This is a genomic window from Streptomyces sp. NPDC021020 (assembly GCF_044333285.1).
In the GTDB taxonomy this organism is placed as follows: domain Bacteria; phylum Actinomycetota; class Actinomycetes; order Streptomycetales; family Streptomycetaceae; genus Actinacidiphila.
Genome location: NZ_JBIRQQ010000009.1, coordinates 115,959 through 132,310 on the forward strand (window position 1 = coordinate 115,959; position 16,352 = coordinate 132,310).

Below are 16,352 nucleotides of genomic sequence, written 5' to 3' on the forward strand. Positions count from 1 at the left end.
GACGTACGGTCAGGGGCGCGGGAACCCCCGTTGCGGCGGAAGCCGACCGCGCCGCGTAATCTCGATGTTCGTGAAGACGGGCACGGAGGACGAGGCGCCCCCCGCGGCAGCCACGGCCCGCGACGCGGTGTGCAGCGTGCGCGGTCTGGTCAGGACATACCCGGCGGGTTCCGGGGCACGCCGCCCCGGGCTGCGCCGGCGTCCGGCGGTGCCCGCGGTGCGGGCCAGCGACGGGATCGACCTCGACGTCCGCCGTGGCGAGCTCTTCGGGATCCTCGGCCCGAACGGGGCCGGGAAGACCACGCTGGTGCGGCAGCTCACGGGGCTGCTGCGGCCGGACGCGGGCAGTGTCGACGTGCTCGGCCACGATCTGGTGCGGCACCCCGACCGCGCCTCCCGCCTCATCGGCTACCTCGGCCAGGAATCCACCGCGCTCGACGAGCTGACCGTCTCGCTCGCCGCCGAGACGACCGGGCGGCTGCGCGGCCTGGACACCGCCGCCGCCCGTGCGGCCCGCGACGCCGTCCTGGACGAGCTGGAGCTCGGCCCGATCGCCGACCGCCCCATCAAGCGGCTGTCCGGCGGCCAGCGCCGCCTGGCGTGCTTCGCCGCGACGCTCGTGGGAGAGCGGCCGGTGCTGATCCTCGACGAGCCGACCACGGGCATGGACCCCGTCGCACGCCGCGCGGTGTGGGCGGCGGTCGGCCGCCGCAGGACCGAGCGCGGCACCACCGTGCTGCTGGTCACGCACAACGTCATCGAGGCCGAGACCGTCCTGGACCGGGTCGCGGTCCTCGACCACGGCCGCGTCATCGCCTGCGACACCCCCGCGGGCCTGCGCGCGCTGGTCGCGGACGAGGTGCGGCTCGACCTGGTGTGGCGCACCGAGCCCCCGCTCGACCTGCCCGCGGTCGCCGCGCTCCAGCCGCTGGCCGACGTCTCGGGCCGCCGCTGGACGCTGCGCCTCCCGCACGCCCGCGCCCGCGCGACCATGGCCGACCTGACCGGCGGCCCCGCCTACGCCGCCCTCGACGACGTCACCTTGGCGGCTCCCAGCCTCGAAGACGTCTACCTGGCCCTGGGCGGCCGCTCGAAGGGCCTGGTGAAGTCATGACCCGCTACGGTGCGCCGGCGACGGGAGGGGCCGCGTGAGCGTCATCGCGCAGGACGAGGACGTGTCCGTGGGGACGGCGGCGGCGCCGCTCGCGCCGCGGGCGCGGCTGTGGCCCGCCTTCGGGGCCGTCTACCGGGCGCAGCTGTCACGGGCGCGGGTCGCCCGGATCCCGCTGCTGTTCGTCGCCACCTTCCAGTCCGTCGGCATCATGGTCATGATGCGCGGCGTCGTGGACGCGGGCGACGGCGAGGCGGCCCGCGCGGTCGTCGCCGGGTCCAGCGTCCTGGTCGTGGCCTTCGTCGCGCTCAACCTGCTCGCGCAGTACTTCGGCCAGCTCCGCGCGTCCGGCGGGCTCGACCACTACGCGACCCTGCCCGTACCGCCCGCCTCCGTCGTACTCGGCGCGGCCGGCGCGTACGCGTCCTTCACCGTGCCCGGCACGGTGCTCACCGCGGTGGTCGGCTGCGTGCTCTTCCACCTCACCCTCACCACCGTGTGGGTGCTCGCCGTCGTCATCCCGCTCGCGGGCGCCGCCCTGTCCGGGCTCGGCGCCGCGCTCGGGCTGCTCGCGCCCCGGCAGGAGATCGCCACGCTGCTCGGCCAGCTCGGCATGTCCGCTGCGCTGCTGCTCGGTGTGCTGCCCGCCTCGCACCTGCCCGAGGTCATCCGCTGGGTGCGCGACCTGCTGCCGTCCACGTACGGCGTGCAGGCCTTCGCCCGTACCCTCGGCGGCGCCGGCGGTACGGACTGGGCCGCGGTCGCCGCCGACCTCTCGGTGTGCGCGGGGGTCGGCGTCGTCTCGCTGGCCGTCGCCACCTGGGCCTACCGCAGGGCTGCCTGCCGGTGAGGCGTCCTCGGTGCGGACCTGGCACGATGGGCGGGTGACCGCTCCGCTGACTCCCCACGACCACTCGTCGCCCCTGCCGCACCATCCGGGCGCGGACGGCGACCCAGGCAAGGGCGGCGACCTCCGGAAGGAGGTGCTCGCCGAGGCGGGCCGGGGCGTGCTCACCGCCGTGCTCGTCGCCGTCTGCGGTGTCGCGCTCGGCCTGCTGTGGCTGTGGCTGTCGCCGCGGGTGCCGCTGATCTCCGACGGCAAGGCGGTCTACCTCAAGGACACCGAGGGCGAGGAGGCGATCGGCGGCGACGGCACGTTCGCGCTCATCGCCGCGGGCCTCGGGGTGCTCACCGCCGCCGCGGTCTTCTGGCGTCGGCGGCAGGGCGGGATCGGCGTCGTCCTCGGCCTCGCGGCGGGCGGCGTGCTCGCGTCCGTCATCGGCTGGCGCATCGGCGTATGGCTCGGCCCCGACACGAATATCGCTGCGCATGCGATGCGGGTGGGGCCGAAGGTGGTCTTCGACGCGCCGCTCGAACTGCGGGCCAAGTCCGCGCTCGTTGCCTGGCCGGCGGCTGCGATGGTCGTCCACCTCCTCCTGACCTCGGCGTTCGGCCCCCGGGACACCCCGGAGCCCCCTCCTCAGGAGAAGCCCTTCACTCCGTACTGGGCCCCGTCCGCAGGCCCGCCCGCCGCCGCGGGCCCCGCGACCCCGCCCCCGCCGCCGGCGGACGAGGAGTAGGCCGCTCCCCCCCTGCGGGGGGCCCGCGCCCCGCAGGGGCGCGGGGAACTGCGCGAGCAACCCACCACCGGCCGGTGGTCCGGAAACGACAGCAACTGCCCCTTCGGGCCGGTGACGACGTGACGGCACGTCGTGGCTGGCCGCGCAGTTCCCCGCGCCCCTAAAAACGCTCGCCCGGCGCCCCAGCCGTCAGGCTGAAACGCTCGCCCCGCGCCGAGCCGTCAGGCTGAAAACGCTCACCCCGCGCCCCAGCCGTCAGGCTGAAACGCTCACCCGGCGCCCCAGCGGCCAGGCTGAAAGTGCCCCGCGCCCCGGCCGTAAGCCCTGCGCAGCAGAGACGCCTAGCCCCGGGCGATCGGGGAGCGGACCGCTGAGGTCAGGGCGAGGAGGACGGCGGGCGCGAGCTCGACCTCGAGGCCGCGCTTGCCCGCGGAGACGAAGATCGTGGGGAAGGCGAGCGCGGACTCGTCCAGGACCGTGGGCAGCGGGCGGCGCTGGCCCAGCGGGGAGATGCCGCCGCGCACGTAGCCGGTCGTACGCTCGGCGGCCGCCGGGTCCGCCATCGCCGCGCGCTTGCCGCCGACCGCCGAGGCGAGCGCCTTGAGGTCGAGCGCTCCGGCGACGGGCACCACGGCGACGGTCAGCGCGCCGTCGACCTCGGCGACCAGGGTCTTGAAGACGCGTTCCGGGCTGGTCCCGAGCGCGTGCGCGGCCTCCTCGCCGTACGACAGGCCCGACTCGGGGTCGTGCGCGTACGCGTGCAGCGTGTAATCCGCGCCGGCGCTCTCCAGCGCGACGGTCGCCGGGGTTCCGCCGCCGGGAGCCCCTTTGCGCTTCTTGGCCATCGTCCCCTCAGTTCGCGCTGATCGGCTGGCTGGTCAGGTCGACCGCGGGCAGCGACGGCAGCTTCTCGATCACCGCGGTCTCGCGGCGCAGCAGCCGCAGCTCCGCGGACAGCCGGGCGGCGGAGTCGGGCTCCTCCAGCAGCGCCTGCTTGACGGGCGTCTCGGCGATGAGCGCGGCGGCCACCAGGTAGGAGAGCACGGTGGGGTCGTCGGGGAATTCCTGGCCGGGCGCGAGGGTGCGCTCGCGGGCGCCCGCCAGGCGCTTCTGGTAGGTGCCGAAGACCCGGGTGACCTCCGAGGCCAGCGCGCCCGCGCCGCCGCCCGTCGTCTCCGGGATCTCCTCGATCTCCGCGGTGAGGTAGGGCCCGCTCAGGTCGAGGGAGAGGAGCCTGAAGCGGATGAGGCCGGTGGCGACCAGCTCGTAGCCGCCGCCGTCGCGCTCGGCGACACCGGTCGCGTCGGCGATGCAGCCGATGCCGTGCAGCGCGGCGAGGGGTTCGGCGCCGAGCCCGGCGGCCGGGCCGGTCGCGCGGCCCTCCTGGCCGGTGGGCGCGACCTCCTGGCCGTTCCTGATCGCGACGACGCCGAACCTCCGCGGGGTGCCTTCCGGCAGGGCCAGCAGATCGGCGACGAGGGCGCGGTAGCGGTCCTCGAAGACGTTCAGCGGGAGGACGAGGCCCGGGAAGAGGGTGGTGCCCAGGGGGAAGAGCGGAATCCTGTCGGTCACAATGAGCCAGCGTACGGCGGCGGGCCGCCCCCGCGCGCCCCTGTTCGGCGGGACCGCCGTTCCGGAGGCGGCGCGCGAGCGACAGCGGTGCACGCGTGGGGTGCGCGGGGCGCGGTGACTGCCCGGCGGGGCGGGGAAGCCGGGTCGCGCGGCCCGGGCGCCGGGAGCGGGCTCGGGGTGAGCGGTGGCCCGCCCGGGACCCAGGAGGGCCACCCGTCCCGCGGACGGTGCGCGCGCCGCGGGTGGAGCCGCGGGGTGCCCCCGGAGTGACGTGCTCGCCCGCCCCATGACCGGGCTCCGCCCGGTATGACGGGAAGTTCCCGAAGTGTCATCGTGGCATGAGGACGTCCCCGCCGGGTACCCGGCGGGGAGTCAGGTGCCACCGGATGTCGGCACGCGCTGCCGCACCGGCGGTCACGGCGGCGAGGGCCCGTACGGGCCAGCGAGGGAAACCACGATGACCAACGGATTCACGGGACCCGAGGACGATCCCTTCGGCGACTTCTTCGCCCGTTTCTTCGGCGGCCGCCCGCCCGCTCCCCGGCAGGTCGACATCAGCCGGCTGCTCAGCCGGCCCGCCCGTGAGCTGGTGGAGGGCGCCGCGCAGTACGCCGCCGACCACGGGCGGCACGACCTCGACACCGAGCACCTGCTGCGCGCGGCGCTCGCCGCCGAATCCACCCGGGATCTGCTCAGCCGGGCGGGCGCCGACCCGGACGCGCTGGCCTCGCAGATCGACGAGCGCTCCGGGCCCGCGCACGAGCCGGACGGCTCCGGGCCCGCCGCGCTGTCGCTGACCCCCGCGGCCAAGCGCGCGCTGCTGGACGCCCACGAGCTGGCGCGGGCCTCCGGCGCGGGTTACATCGGGCCCGAGCACCTGCTGGGCGCGCTGGCCGCCAATCCGGAGTCCGCCGCCGGGCACATGCTGAACGCCGCCCGGCTCGCCGCCTCCGGGCTGCCCTCCGAGCAGGGCGGCGGCGGACCCGCCGGCGGGGTGGGGACGCAGGGGCGGCCCGGCGGCTCCTCCGGCACGCCCACCCTCGACCAGTACGGGCGGGACCTCACCGACCAGGCGCGGCAGGGCCGGATCGACCCGGTGATCGGCCGGGACGAGGAGATCGAGCAGACCATCGAGGTGCTCTCCCGGCGCGGCAAGAACAACCCGGTGCTGATCGGGGACGCGGGCGTCGGCAAGACCGCCGTCGTCGAGGGCCTCGCCCAGCACATCGCCGACGGGGACGTGCCCGACACCCTCACCGGCCGCCGGGTCGTCGCGCTGGACCTCACCGCGGTCGTCGCCGGCACCCGCTACCGCGGCGACTTCGAGGAGCGGATGAACGCCATCGTGGGCGAGATCCGCGCCCATTCCGACGAGCTGGTCATCTTCATCGACGAGCTGCACACCGTCGTGGGCGCGGGCGGCGGGGGCGGCGAGGGCGGCTCCATGGACGCCGGCAACATCCTCAAGCCCGCGCTCGCCCGCGGCGAGCTGCACATCGTGGGCGCCACCACGCTGGAGGAATACCGCCGGATCGAGAAGGACGCGGCCCTCGCCCGCCGCTTCCAGCCGATCCTGATCCCCGAGCCGTCGGCCGCCGACACCCTGGAGATCCTGCGCGGGCTGCGCGACCGCTACGAGGCCCACCACCAGGTCCGCTACACCGACGAGGCCCTCGACGCCGCCGTGGAGCTGTCCGACCGCTACCTGACCGACCGGCGGCTGCCGGACAAGGCCATCGACCTCCTCGACCAGGCGGGCGCCCGCGTCCGGCTGCGCTCGCGCACCAAGGGCAGCGGCGTACGCGCGATGGAGCGCGAGGCCGAGCAGCTCGCGCGGGACAAGGACCAGGCCGTCGCCGCCGAGAGCTACGAGCGCGCCACGCAGCTGCGCGACCGCATCGCCGACCTCAGGAAGCGGATCGCCGACGCGGGCGAGGACGGGCGGGCCGACGACGGGCAGGACCTGGAGGTCACCTCCGAGGCGATCGCCGAGGTCGTCTCGCGGCAGACCGGCATCCCGGTCAGCAGCATCACGCAGGAGGAGAAGGACCGGCTGCTCGGCCTTGCGCAGCACCTGCACCGCCGGGTCGTCGGCCAGGACGAGGCGGTCTCCGTCGTCGCCGACGCGGTGCTGCGCTCGCGCGCCGGGCTCGGCAGCCCGGACCGCCCGATCGGCAGCTTCCTCTTCCTGGGCCCGACCGGCGTCGGCAAGACCGAGCTGGCCCGCGCGCTCGCCGAAGCGCTGTTCGGCGAGGAGGACCGGATGGTCCGGCTCGACATGAGCGAGTACCAGGAGCGGCACACCGTGTCCCGGCTGGTCGGCGCCCCGCCCGGATACGTGGGCCACGAGGAGGCCGGGCAGCTCACCGAGGTCGTACGGCGGCACCCGTACTCGCTGCTGCTGCTCGACGAGGTCGAGAAGGCGCACCCGGACGTCTTCAACATCCTGCTCCAGGTGCTCGACGACGGGCGGCTCACCGACTCGCAGGGCCGCACGGTGGACTTCACCAACACGGTGATCGTCATGACCAGCAACCTCGGCTCCGACGCGATCGCCCGGCGCGGCGCCGGGATCGGCTTCGGCTCCGGCGGCGCGGACGCCGACGAGGAGGCCCGGCGCGAGCAGATCCTGCGGCCGCTGCGGGAGCACTTCCGGCCGGAATTCCTCAACCGGATCGACGAGATCGTCGTCTTCCGGCAGCTCGACGAGGAGCAGTTGCGGCAGATCACGGACCTGTTGCTGGAGCAGACCCGGCGGCTCATGCACGCGCAGGGCGTGCGGGTCGACTTCACGGCCGCCGCCGTGGACTGGCTCGCGCGGCACGGCTACCAGCCGGAGTACGGCGCGAGGCCGTTGCGCCGGACCATCCAGCGCGAGGTGGACAACCAGTTGTCCCGTCTCCTGCTCGACGGTCGCGTACGCGACGGCGGGCGCGTCACCGTCGACGCCGCCGACGACCGCCTGACCTTCACGACCGGGGAGACCCCGGCCCCCTCGTGACCGCATCGCCGCGCCGGGCGCGCCTTCAGGGGCGCGGGGAACTGCGCGCTCAGCCCTCCACCGGCGGGTGGTCCGGTACGGACCGTACTGCCCCTTCGGGCCGGTGACTACCCGCGCCCCGGTGGGGGCTGAGCGCGCAGTTCCCCGCGCCCCTGGTGGTTGCCCGGCGACGCAGTCATGCGCTGCGGCGCAGCAAGCGCGTGGCCCCCGCCGCGGCGGTGGTGGCGAGCATCCACCCGAGGAGGGTGAGGACGGACGCCACCCACTGCGCGAAGCCCACTTCGCGCCACGCGTTGTCCTGGCCCAGGTCGATGACCGGGAGGAGGAGGTCCAGCGCGTAGAGGGGCGGGCTCCAGTGGGGGCGGTAGCCGCCCGCGTCGGCGGGCTGGGGGGTGGGGTGGAGGGAGAAGTAGACCGCGCCGAGAGCCCAGAGCAGGGCCATCCAGATCGCCGCGCGGCCGGGCCGGTAGCCGTAGCCGACGGTCACGTCCTGGACCCAGCCCCAGACGCGTCCGGCGAGCGGCAGCGTCTCGCGGCGGCGGCGCTGGCGCGCCAGCAGCACCTCGCGGGCCTCGGCGTCCTCCCCGGCGGCGCGCAGCGCGGTGGCGAGCCGCTCGTAGGGTTCGGGGCGGAATTCGGGAGTGGCCGCCTGGAGCCACTCCAGGCGGTCGCGCAGCGGGAATTCGGCGAGTGGGGTGAGGGTGTCGTACGTGAAGCTGGTGATGCGCACCCGGCCGGGGCCGGGCCAGGCGCCGGGGATGTCGTTGAGCTTGCCGACCGTGCCGGAGACGGCGACAGTGCAGTCCGGGGCCCGGTGCAGCCGCCAGCACAGCTCGGGGGTCTGGATGCGGCGCAGCGAGACCTGCTGCTCCGCGGTGGAGGTCAGGAAGCGGGCCCGGGAGATGACGAGGGCGTTGCCGAACCGCCCGTCGTCCAGGCGCAGCCCGCCGTGGCAGGTGAAGTCGCGGACCTCCGCGTCCGGGCCGGGGGCGGTCCCCAGGACGCTGCGCCGCCCGCCGGACAGGTAGAGGGTGTGCTCGACGGCGATACGGGCGGCGTTGAGGGCCTGCCGCCCACCGGGGTTGCGCAGCGTCGCCCCGCGCAGGCTGAGCCGGCCGCCGATGCGGGCGCTGCGCAGGCTCAGCTCGCCGGTGACGTCGATCAGCTCGGCGTCCAGGTCCTGTCCGACGGTGAGGCCGTCGGCGGCGACGGCCCGCGAGGAGCGGCCGTGGCGGACGGTGGCTTCGTTGAGCAGCAGGTCGGTGCCGATGTGCGCGTCGGTCAGCCGCATGCCGCCGGCGATCCGGCACTGCGGCAGGTGCAGGTCGCCGCTGATCTGGAGCCGGGCCGCCTCCAGCCGCGGGATGCGGCAGCGCACCAGCCGCATGCTGCCGGCCTGGCACTCCTGGAGCATCAGGTGCTCGTCGAAGCGGCAGTCGTCGAGCTGGACGTACGGCGTGACGGTGGCGCCCGACAGCATCAGCCGCCCGACGATCCGCACCCCGGCGAGCTTGAGCGCGGGGACCCGCCCGGGGGCGCCCGGCGGCCCGGCGAGCAGCAGCTCGGCGACGACCTGCGCCCGTACCGTACGGTCGGCGCCCCATGCGGGGCCGTCCAGCGGGTCGTCCTGCGCGGGGTCCCCGGTGCGCAGGTCCAGGGTGCGGCCCTGCCGGAAGGCCTCCCACATCCGCTGCTCGACCGCCGTCCAGTCCGGCGGCGCCCCCGCCCCGCCTGCCGCGTCACTCACCGGCGTCCCCTCCCCGTAGCCCGACGCCGCCACGCTAGTGCCCGCCGGGCCGGGGCGGGACTCCTCGTATCACGGAGTGGATGGCGCGGCCGGGCCGCCGGAGCGGGTCTCTACACTTGGCAGCGTGATCTCCCGAATCGATCTGCGCGGCGCCGCCTTCCCCGAGGGCGGGATCGACCGCGACCTGCTGCCCCGTGCCGACTTCGACGTGGAAGCCGCCCTTGAGGCCGTGCGGCCCATCTGCGACGACGTACGGCATCGCGGCTCGGCGGCGGTGCTCGACTTCGGGGAGCGCTTCGACGGGGTCCGCCCCGCCTCGCTGCGGGTGCCCGCGCAGGCCCTCACCACCGCCCTCGCGGAGCTGGACCCCGCGGTGCGGGCGGCGCTGGAGGAGTCGATCCGGCGGGCCCGGCTGGTGCACCACGAGCAGCGGCGCACCGACGTCACGACGCAGGTCGTGCCCGGCGGCACGGTCACCGAGCGGTGGGTGCCGGTGGGCCGGGTCGGGCTGTACGTGCCCGGCGGCCTGGCCGTCTACCCGTCCTCCGTGGTGATGAACGTGGTGCCCGCGCAGGAGGCGGGCGTCGCGGGCGTCGCGGTGTCCAGCCCCGCGCAGAAGGAGTTCGGCGGCCTGCCCCACCCGGCGATCCTGGCGGCGTGCGCGCTGCTCGGCGTCACCGAGGTCTACGCCGCCGGCGGCGCCCAGGCCGTCGCGATGTTCGCCTACGGCACCGAGGACTGCCGCCCGGTCGACCTGGTCACCGGCCCCGGCAACATCTACGTGGCCGCCGCCAAGCGCCTGCTCAAGGGCCGGATCGGCATCGACGCCGAGGCCGGGCCCACCGAGATCGCCGTCCTCGCCGACGACTCCGCCGACCCCGCCTTCGTCGCCGCCGACCTGATCAGCCAGGCCGAGCACGATCCGCTGGCCGCCGCGGTGCTGGTCACCACCTCCGCGGAGCTGGCCGACGCGGTCGACAAGGAGCTGGACGTCCAGGTCGCCGCCGCCCGGCACCGCGAGCGGATCACCGCCGCGCTGTCCGGCCGGCAGTCCGCGACCGTGCTCGTCGACACCCTCGACCAGGGCCTGGAGGTGGTCGACGCCTACGCCGCCGAGCACCTGGAGATCCAGACCCGGGACGCGGCCGACGTCGCCGCCCGGGTGCGCAACGCGGGCGCGGTCTTCGTCGGCCCGCACGCCCCCGTCTCGCTCGGCGACTACTGCGCCGGCTCCAACCACGTCCTGCCCACCGGCGGCTGCGCCTGCCACTCCTCGGGCCTGTCCGTGCAGTCCTTCCTGCGCGGCATCCACGTCGTGGACTACTCCCGTGACGCCCTCGCCGGTGTCGCCGCCCACGTCGTGACGCTCGCCAACGCCGAGGACCTGCCGGCGCACGGCTCGGCCGTCCAGATCCGTTTTGGCGGAGCCGAACAGAATCAGCACAGCGGGGGTGGGGAGGCGTGACCCGCATCGACGACCTGCCCATCCGCGACGAGCTGCGCGGCAAGTCCCCGTACGGCGCCCCGCAGCTCGACGTGCCCGTGCGGCTCAACACCAACGAGAACCCGTACCCGCTGCCCGACGCCCTCGTCGCCCGGATCGCCGAGCGGGTGGCCGAGGCCGCGCGCGGCCTCAACCGCTACCCGGACCGGGACGCGGTCGAGCTGCGCACCGCGCTCGCGGCGTACCTCACCAGGACCGCGGGCCACGCGGTCGCCCCCGAGCAGGTGTGGGCGGCCAACGGCTCCAACGAGATCATCCAGCAGCTGCTCCAGACCTTCGGCGGCCCCGGCCGCCGGGCGATCGGCTTCGAGCCGTCGTACTCGATGCACGCGCTGATCTCCCGCGGCACGGGCACCGGCTGGATCTCCGGGCCGCGGGGTGACGACTTCACCATCGACCTCGCCGCCGCCGTCGCGGAGATCACCGAGCGCCGCCCCGAGGTGGTCTTCGTGTGCTCGCCGAACAACCCGACCGGCACGGCCGTCTCCGCCGAGACCGTCGTCGCGCTGTACGACGCGGCGCAAAGCCAGGGCCCGGCGCTGGTCGTGATCGACGAGGCGTACGGCGAGTTCTCGCACCAGCCGTCGCTGCTGCCGCTCATCGAGGGCCGCCCGAACCTGGTGCTGACCCGCACCATGTCCAAGGCCTTCGGCGCCGCCGGGCTGCGCCTGGGCTACCTCGCCGCCGACCCGGCGGTGGTGGACGCGGTGCAGCTGGTCCGGCTGCCCTACCACCTGTCGGCCGTCACCCAGGCCACCGCGCTCGCCGCGCTGGAGCACACCGACACCCTGCTCGGCTACGTCGAGCAGCTCAAGACCGAGCGCGACCGGGTCGTCCGCGAGCTGACCGCGACCGGCTACGAGGTCACCGCGTCCGACGCGAATTTCGTGCAGTTCGGCGTCTTCGCCGACAACCGCACCGCGTGGGAGGCGATCCTCGCGCACGGCGTGCTGGTCCGGGACCTCTCGGTCCCCGGCCGGCTGCGGGTCTCGGTCGGCACCCCCGCCGAGAACGACGCGTTCCTGGACGCGGCGCGCGCGGTCTTCAAGGAGCACACAGCATGACGGAAGGGACGCGCATGAGCCGCGTGGGCCGTATCGAGCGCACCACCAAGGAGACCTCGGTGGTCGTCGAGATCGACCTCGACGGCACCGGGCAGGTCTCCGTGTCCACGGGCGTCGGTTTCTACGACCACATGCTCGACCAGCTCGGCAGGCACGGGCTGTTCGACCTGTCGGTCAAGACCGAGGGCGACCTGCACATCGACACCCACCACACCATCGAGGACACCGCCCTCGCGCTCGGCGCCGCCTTCAAGCAGGCGCTCGGCGACAAGGTGGGCATCTACCGCTTCGGCAACTGCACCGTCCCGCTCGACGAGTCGCTCGCGCAGGTCACCGTCGACCTCTCCGGCCGCCCGTACCTGGTGCACACCGAGCCGGAGACCATGGCGCCGATGATCGGCACGTACGACACCACGATGACCCGGCACATCCTGGAGTCCTTCGTCGCCCAGGCGCAGATCGCGCTGCACGTCCACGTGCCCTACGGGCGCAACGCCCACCACATCGTCGAGTGCCAGTTCAAGGCCCTCGCCCGCGCCCTGCGGTACGCCAGCGAGCGTGACCCGCGGGCGGCGGGAATCCTGCCGTCGACGAAGGGCGCGCTGTAGCCGTGAACAAGGGATCGACCCTCTTCATCCTGTTGGGGCTCTTCCTCGCCGGCGGGGTGTACTCGTTCTGGCAGCAGAAGCAGTCCAGGTCGCTGATCGCGCTGCTGGCCATCGGATCGGTGATGGCGCTCGTCACCGGTCTGCTCCAGCTCTAGGGGGGACGGACATGAGCAAGAGCGTCGTCGTACTGGACTACGGTTTCGGCAACATCCGCTCCGCCGAGCGCGCCCTCGCGCACGCCGGGGCGGACGTCGAGATCACCGCCGACTACGACAAGGCGATGGCCGCCGACGGGCTGCTGGTGCCCGGCGTGGGCGCGTTCGCCGCGTGCATGGCCGGGCTGAAGGCGGTGCGCGGGGAGTGGATAGTGGGCCGGCGGCTGGCCGGCGGGCGGCCCGTCATGGGCATCTGCGTCGGTATGCAGATCCTCTTCGCCCGCGGCATCGAGCACGGCGTGGAGACCGAGGGCCTGGACGAGTGGCCCGGCACGGTGGAGCCGCTGCGCGCGCCCGTCGTCCCGCACATGGGCTGGAACACGGTCAAGCCCCCTGCGGACTCCCGGCTCTTCGCCGGGACGGACGCCGACGCCCGCTTCTACTTCGTGCACTCCTACGCGGTGCGCCGCTGGGAGATGGACGAGCACAACGACCGCATCCGCAGCCCGCAGGTGACCTGGAGCACGCACGGCGAGCCGTTCGTCGCCGCGGTGGAGAACGGCCCGCTGTGGGCCACGCAGTTCCACCCGGAGAAGTCCGGCGAGGCGGGCGCGCTGCTGCTGCGCAACTGGCTCGACACCTTCTAGGCCCGGCACCCCGCGCCTTCAGCACGCCCCACCGCTCACCGATCACCGAGGACGACCCCGATGAACGCGCTGACCACGCTCGAACTGCTCCCCGCTGTCGACGTCCGCGACGGCCAGGCCGTACGCCTCGTGCACGGCGAGTCCGGCTCCGAGACGTCGTACGGCGACCCGATGGCCGCCGCGCTCGCCTGGCAGAACGCGGGCGCGCAGTGGCTGCATCTGGTCGACCTGGACGCGGCCTTCGGCACCGGCGACAACCGGGCGCAGATCGCCGAGGTCGCCCGCAGCATGGACATCAAGGTCGAGCTGTCCGGCGGCATCCGCGACGACGACACGCTCGCCGCGGCGCTCGCCACCGGCTGCACCCGGGTCAACCTCGGCACCGCCGCGCTGGAGACCCCGGAGTGGGTCGCGAAGGTCATCGCGCAGCACGGCGACAAGATCGCGGTGGGCCTCGACGTGCGCGGCACCACCCTGCGCGGCCGCGGCTGGACGCGCGACGGCGGCGACCTCTACGAGACGCTGGCCCGTCTGGACTCCGAGGGCTGCGCCCGCTACGTCGTGACCGACATCAACAAGGACGGCACGCTCCAGGGCCCCAACCTGGAGCTGCTGTCCGGCGTCTGCGCGGCCACCGACCGCCCGGTCGTCGCGTCCGGCGGCGTGAGCAGCCTGGACGACCTGCGTGCCATCGCCTCCCTCGTCCCGCAGGGCGTGGAAGGCGCGATCGTGGGAAAGGCGCTCTACGCGAAGGCGTTCACGCTCGAAGAGGCCCTGGAGGCTGTGTCCCGATGACCGAGAACCCCGCAGTACGGCGTGAGCAGTCCGGCAGCCCGGTGGAGGAGGCCCACGGTTTCGCGCACGCCGTCGCCGCGGGGGACAGGGTCCTGGTGTCCGGCACCCTGCCGGTCGTCGACGGCGAGGTGCGCGGCGAGGGCAGCCCGTACGAGCAGGCGCTGCTGGCGCTGCGCAACGGGCTCGCCGCGCTCGAACCGTTCGGCCTGGGCGCGGAGAGCGTGATCCGCACCCGGCTGTACCTGAGCCACGCCCGGGACGCCGACGACGTGGGCCGCGCCCATGCCGAGGTGTTCGGCGCCGTCCGCCCGGTGTCCACCATGGTGGTGGTGGCCGGTTTCACGGACTCCCGGGTGCTGGTGCAGGTCGAGATCGAGGCGTTCAGCGGATCGCGCGCACACGGCGCCTCCCAGGAAGGCCGCGAAGGCCGCGAAGTACGAGAAGACCGAGAAGACCGAGGAGAGCCCGCATGACACTCGCCGTACGCGTCATCCCCTGCCTCGACGTGGACGGCGGACGGGTCGTCAAGGGCGTCAACTTCCAGAATCTGCGCGACGCCGGCGACCCGGTCGAGATGGCCCGCCTCTACGACGCCCAGGGCGCCGACGAGCTGACCTTCCTCGACATCACCGCCTCCTCCGGCGACCGCGAGACGACCTACGACGTGGTGCGCCGCACCGCCGAGCAGGTCTTCATCCCGCTCACCGTGGGCGGCGGGGTGCGCAGCGCCGACGACGTCGACAAGCTGCTGCGGGCCGGCGCGGACAAGGTCGGCGTCAACACCGCGGCCATCGCCCGGCCCGAGCTGCTGCGGGAGATCGCCGAGCGCTTCGGGCGCCAGGTGCTCGTACTGTCGGTCGACGCCCGGCGCGCCGCCTCCGGCGAGGGCTTCGAGGTCACCACGCACGGCGGCCGCCGCGGCACGGGCATCGACGCGGTCGAGTGGGCCGAGCGGGCCGCCGAGCTGGGCGCGGGCGAGATCCTGCTCAACTCGATGGACGCCGACGGCACGAAGGACGGCTACGACACCGAGATGATCGCCGCCGTCCGGGCCCGGGTGTCGGTGCCGGTGATCGCCTCCGGCGGCGCGGGCCGCCTGGAGGACTTCGCGCCGGCCGTCGCGGCGGGCGCGGACGCGGTGCTCGCGGCGTCCGTCTTCCACTTCGGCGACCTGCGCATCCCCGAGGTCAAGTCGGCGCTGCGGGAGGCTGGCCACCCGGTCCGCTAAAACGCTCAGCCGCCGGTCCGGGTGCAGACCAGGGTCGCGAGGTCGGGCGCGAGCGGGATCTCCACCGTCCGCAGGGCCGGGTGGTCCAGCCAGTGCAGGCGCGCGGTGTCCGGGGCGCCGTCGTGGACCGGCGGGGCGCCGTACGAGGGCGTGAAGTCGTCGATGACCAGGACGCCGCCCGGGCTGAGCAGCGCCAGCGGGTCGGCGGCGGCCCCGCCCTTGCCCTGGCCGCCGCCGTCGAGGACGAGCAGGTCGAAGGGGCCGTGCTCGGTGATCGCCGTCCAGTCGCCCTGCCGCACGGTGATCTGGGGCGCGAGCGGCGCGAAGAGCTCCGCCGCCGCCTTCGCGCGCCCGGCGTCCTGCTCGACGCTCACGGCGGTGGCGCCGCCCCGCATGCCGGAGGCCAGCCAGGCGAGGCCCACCCCGCAGCCGGTGCCGGTCTCGCCGATGCGCCGGGCGCCCGCGGCGAGCGCGTGCAGCAGCCGGCCCTGCTCGGGGCGGCATGAGTAGGGGAAGCCCAGCCGGGTCGCCGTCCGTGCCGCACGCTCCACGAGGGGCGGCAGGTCACCGGGGCCGCTGAGGTGCGCGCGGGTGCCGTCGAGAGACATGGCGGCATCCTGCCCTTCCACCGGGGGCGGAGGGGCGCGATCAGGTGAGAAAGAAATATTGCGCAAATACAGTTGCGCAATATTTCTTTCGTATCTAGCCTCGGCAGGGTGAGCGACCAGGACAGCAGCACCCCCGGCACGACCGGCGGCATGTACCGGATCACCGACCTCGACGCGCTCAAGGTCTTCACCCACCCCTTGCGCATCCGCCTCTACCGGGCCCTCCTCACCGCCCGCAGCGCGACCGCCTCCCATCTGGCCGACCAGGTCGACGAGGCCGTCTCGCTGGTCAGTTACCACCTGCGGAAGATGGCCGCGCACGGCTTCATCACCGAGGACCCGGGCCACGGCACGGACGGCCGCGAGCGCTGGTGGAAGGTCTCCACCGACCGCGGCTGGTCCTTCCGCAGCGCCGACTTCGCCGACCGCCCGGAAGGCGCCGCCGTCCTCGCGCAGGTCACCCGGCAGCTGCTCGCCACCCGGGCCGAGCGCTACGAGCAGTACCTCGACCAGCAGGCGGCCTGGCCCCGCGAGTGGACCGACGCGTCCTTCTCCTCGGAGTTCATGCCGCTGCTCACGGCCGCCGAACTCCAGCAGATGGCCGACGAGGTCGCCGCGCTGATGCAGCGCTGGGTGGACCGCGGCCAGGCCGCCGAGGAGGCCGGCGACACCGCGGACCGCGAGCACGTCGCCGTGCAGATGTACGGCTTCCCCTTCCGCCCCTGAGGCCCT

16 protein-coding genes and 1 pseudogene are annotated in these 16,352 nt (G+C 74.4%); 13 read left to right on the forward strand and 4 right to left on the reverse strand.

The window, feature by feature from the left end:
- Positions 1 to 64 precede the first annotated feature (64 nt).
- From ACH4SL_RS26575 to ACH4SL_RS26585, 3 genes are read left to right on the forward strand one after another with little or no spacing between them, the layout of a single operon-like run.
- The gene (locus ACH4SL_RS26575) at positions 65 to 1,114 is read left to right on the forward strand and encodes an ABC transporter ATP-binding protein (RefSeq protein ID WP_398449880.1); all 1,050 of its coding nucleotides are present in this window, start codon (positions 65 to 67) and stop codon (positions 1,112 to 1,114) included.
- Positions 1,115 to 1,148: 34 nt separating this feature from the next.
- Positions 1,149 to 1,961 carry an ABC transporter permease gene (locus ACH4SL_RS26580; RefSeq protein ID WP_398449882.1) on the forward strand — a complete coding sequence of 271 codons (813 nt, stop codon included), beginning with the start codon at positions 1,149 to 1,151 and terminating at the stop codon, positions 1,959 to 1,961.
- Between the two features lie 34 nt (positions 1,962 to 1,995).
- Complete coding sequence (locus tag ACH4SL_RS26585; RefSeq protein WP_398449884.1) at positions 1,996 to 2,691, forward strand: ABC transporter permease; 696 nt, start codon at positions 1,996 to 1,998, stop codon at positions 2,689 to 2,691.
- A 341-nt stretch (positions 2,692 to 3,032) separates the two neighbouring features.
- On the opposite strand, the gene ybaK is transcribed toward ACH4SL_RS26585, so the two are convergent.
- Both ybaK and ACH4SL_RS26595 read right to left on the reverse strand, forming a co-directional pair.
- Positions 3,033 to 3,536: a Cys-tRNA(Pro) deacylase gene (gene ybaK / locus ACH4SL_RS26590; RefSeq protein WP_398449886.1), complete on the reverse strand. Its 504-nt coding sequence runs from the start codon at positions 3,534 to 3,536 to the stop codon at positions 3,033 to 3,035.
- A 7-nt stretch (positions 3,537 to 3,543) separates the two neighbouring features.
- Positions 3,544 to 4,266, reverse strand: a complete 723-nt coding sequence (locus ACH4SL_RS26595; RefSeq protein WP_398450320.1) for an LON peptidase substrate-binding domain-containing protein — start codon at positions 4,264 to 4,266, stop codon at positions 3,544 to 3,546.
- A gap of 454 nt (positions 4,267 to 4,720) precedes the next feature.
- On the opposite strand from ACH4SL_RS26595, the gene ACH4SL_RS26600 reads away from it, so the two are divergent.
- On the forward strand, positions 4,721 to 7,264 hold the full coding sequence (locus ACH4SL_RS26600; protein ID WP_398449888.1) for an ATP-dependent Clp protease ATP-binding subunit: 2,544 nt from the start codon (positions 4,721 to 4,723) through the stop codon (positions 7,262 to 7,264).
- A 175-nt stretch (positions 7,265 to 7,439) separates the two neighbouring features.
- Here ACH4SL_RS26600 and ACH4SL_RS26605 read toward each other — a convergent pair whose 3' ends face one another.
- A complete protein-coding gene (locus ACH4SL_RS26605; RefSeq protein WP_398450322.1) occupies positions 7,440 to 8,951 on the reverse strand; it encodes an oxidoreductase in 1,512 nt (503 codons plus the stop codon).
- A 184-nt stretch (positions 8,952 to 9,135) separates the two neighbouring features.
- Between ACH4SL_RS26605 and hisD the strand changes: the two genes are divergently transcribed.
- The 8 genes and pseudogenes from hisD to hisF all read left to right on the forward strand — a co-directional run bounded on the left by hisD (position 9,136) and on the right by hisF (position 15,012).
- The gene (hisD, locus tag ACH4SL_RS26610; RefSeq protein ID WP_398449890.1) at positions 9,136 to 10,476 is read left to right on the forward strand and encodes a histidinol dehydrogenase; all 1,341 of its coding nucleotides are present in this window, start codon (positions 9,136 to 9,138) and stop codon (positions 10,474 to 10,476) included.
- Positions 10,473 to 11,579: a histidinol-phosphate transaminase gene (locus ACH4SL_RS26615; protein WP_398449892.1), complete on the forward strand. Its 1,107-nt coding sequence runs from the start codon at positions 10,473 to 10,475 to the stop codon at positions 11,577 to 11,579. Before hisD ends, ACH4SL_RS26615 begins: the two co-directional genes overlap by 4 nt.
- Before the next feature lie 14 nt (positions 11,580 to 11,593).
- Positions 11,594 to 12,187 carry an imidazoleglycerol-phosphate dehydratase HisB gene (gene hisB / locus ACH4SL_RS26620; RefSeq protein ID WP_031521192.1) on the forward strand — a complete coding sequence of 198 codons (594 nt, stop codon included), beginning with the start codon at positions 11,594 to 11,596 and terminating at the stop codon, positions 12,185 to 12,187.
- A 2-nt stretch (positions 12,188 to 12,189) separates the two neighbouring features.
- Positions 12,190 to 12,342 (forward strand): hypothetical protein, encoded by a 153-nt coding sequence (locus ACH4SL_RS26625; protein WP_031521189.1) that lies wholly within the window; start codon positions 12,190 to 12,192, stop codon positions 12,340 to 12,342.
- An 11-nt stretch (positions 12,343 to 12,353) separates the two neighbouring features.
- Entirely contained in the window at positions 12,354 to 12,989 is a 636-nt protein-coding gene (hisH, locus tag ACH4SL_RS26630) for an imidazole glycerol phosphate synthase subunit HisH (RefSeq protein ID WP_398449895.1), read from the forward strand.
- Between the two features lie 69 nt (positions 12,990 to 13,058).
- The gene (gene priA, locus ACH4SL_RS26635) at positions 13,059 to 13,784 is read left to right on the forward strand and encodes a bifunctional 1-(5-phosphoribosyl)-5-((5-phosphoribosylamino)methylideneamino)imidazole-4-carboxamide isomerase/phosphoribosylanthranilate isomerase PriA (protein ID WP_398450325.1); all 726 of its coding nucleotides are present in this window, start codon (positions 13,059 to 13,061) and stop codon (positions 13,782 to 13,784) included.
- A pseudogene (locus ACH4SL_RS26640) lies at positions 13,781 to 14,179 on the forward strand (Rid family hydrolase); the annotation flags it as partial. The gene priA and the pseudogene ACH4SL_RS26640, both read left to right, overlap by 4 nt.
- 74 nt (positions 14,180 to 14,253) lie before the next feature.
- The gene (gene hisF / locus ACH4SL_RS26645) at positions 14,254 to 15,012 is read left to right on the forward strand and encodes an imidazole glycerol phosphate synthase subunit HisF (protein WP_398449897.1); all 759 of its coding nucleotides are present in this window, start codon (positions 14,254 to 14,256) and stop codon (positions 15,010 to 15,012) included.
- Positions 15,013 to 15,017: 5 nt separating this feature from the next.
- Here the strand turns inward: hisF and ACH4SL_RS26650 are convergent, their stop codons facing one another.
- Complete coding sequence (locus ACH4SL_RS26650) at positions 15,018 to 15,620, reverse strand: O-methyltransferase (protein ID WP_398449899.1); 603 nt, start codon at positions 15,618 to 15,620, stop codon at positions 15,018 to 15,020.
- Positions 15,621 to 15,770: 150 nt separating this feature from the next.
- On the opposite strand from ACH4SL_RS26650, the gene ACH4SL_RS26655 reads away from it, so the two are divergent.
- Entirely contained in the window at positions 15,771 to 16,346 is a 576-nt protein-coding gene (locus ACH4SL_RS26655) for a helix-turn-helix domain-containing protein (RefSeq protein ID WP_398450327.1), read from the forward strand.
- Positions 16,347 to 16,352: the final 6 nt, after the last annotated feature.

What these genes read in the sequence shown, in the direction of transcription:
- ACH4SL_RS26575 (WP_398449880.1), top strand. Translation starts at nt 65, where the DNA reads ATGTTCGTGAAGACGGGCACGGAGGACGAGGCGCCCCCCGCGGCAGCC.
- ybaK (WP_398449886.1), bottom strand. Translation starts at nt 3,536, where the DNA reads ATGGCCAAGAAGCGCAAAGGGGCTCCCGGCGGCGGAACCCCGGCGACC.
- ACH4SL_RS26600 (WP_398449888.1), top strand. Translation starts at nt 4,721, where the DNA reads ATGACCAACGGATTCACGGGACCCGAGGACGATCCCTTCGGCGACTTC.
- ACH4SL_RS26605 (WP_398450322.1), bottom strand. Translation starts at nt 8,951, where the DNA reads ATGTGGGAGGCCTTCCGGCAGGGCCGCACCCTGGACCTGCGCACCGGG.
- hisB (WP_031521192.1), top strand. Translation starts at nt 11,594, where the DNA reads ATGAGCCGCGTGGGCCGTATCGAGCGCACCACCAAGGAGACCTCGGTG.
- hisH (WP_398449895.1), top strand. Translation starts at nt 12,354, where the DNA reads ATGAGCAAGAGCGTCGTCGTACTGGACTACGGTTTCGGCAACATCCGC.
- hisF (WP_398449897.1), top strand. Translation starts at nt 14,254, where the DNA reads ATGACACTCGCCGTACGCGTCATCCCCTGCCTCGACGTGGACGGCGGA.
- ACH4SL_RS26650 (WP_398449899.1), bottom strand. Translation starts at nt 15,620, where the DNA reads ATGTCTCTCGACGGCACCCGCGCGCACCTCAGCGGCCCCGGTGACCTG.
- ACH4SL_RS26655 (WP_398450327.1), top strand. Translation starts at nt 15,771, where the DNA reads ATGTACCGGATCACCGACCTCGACGCGCTCAAGGTCTTCACCCACCCC.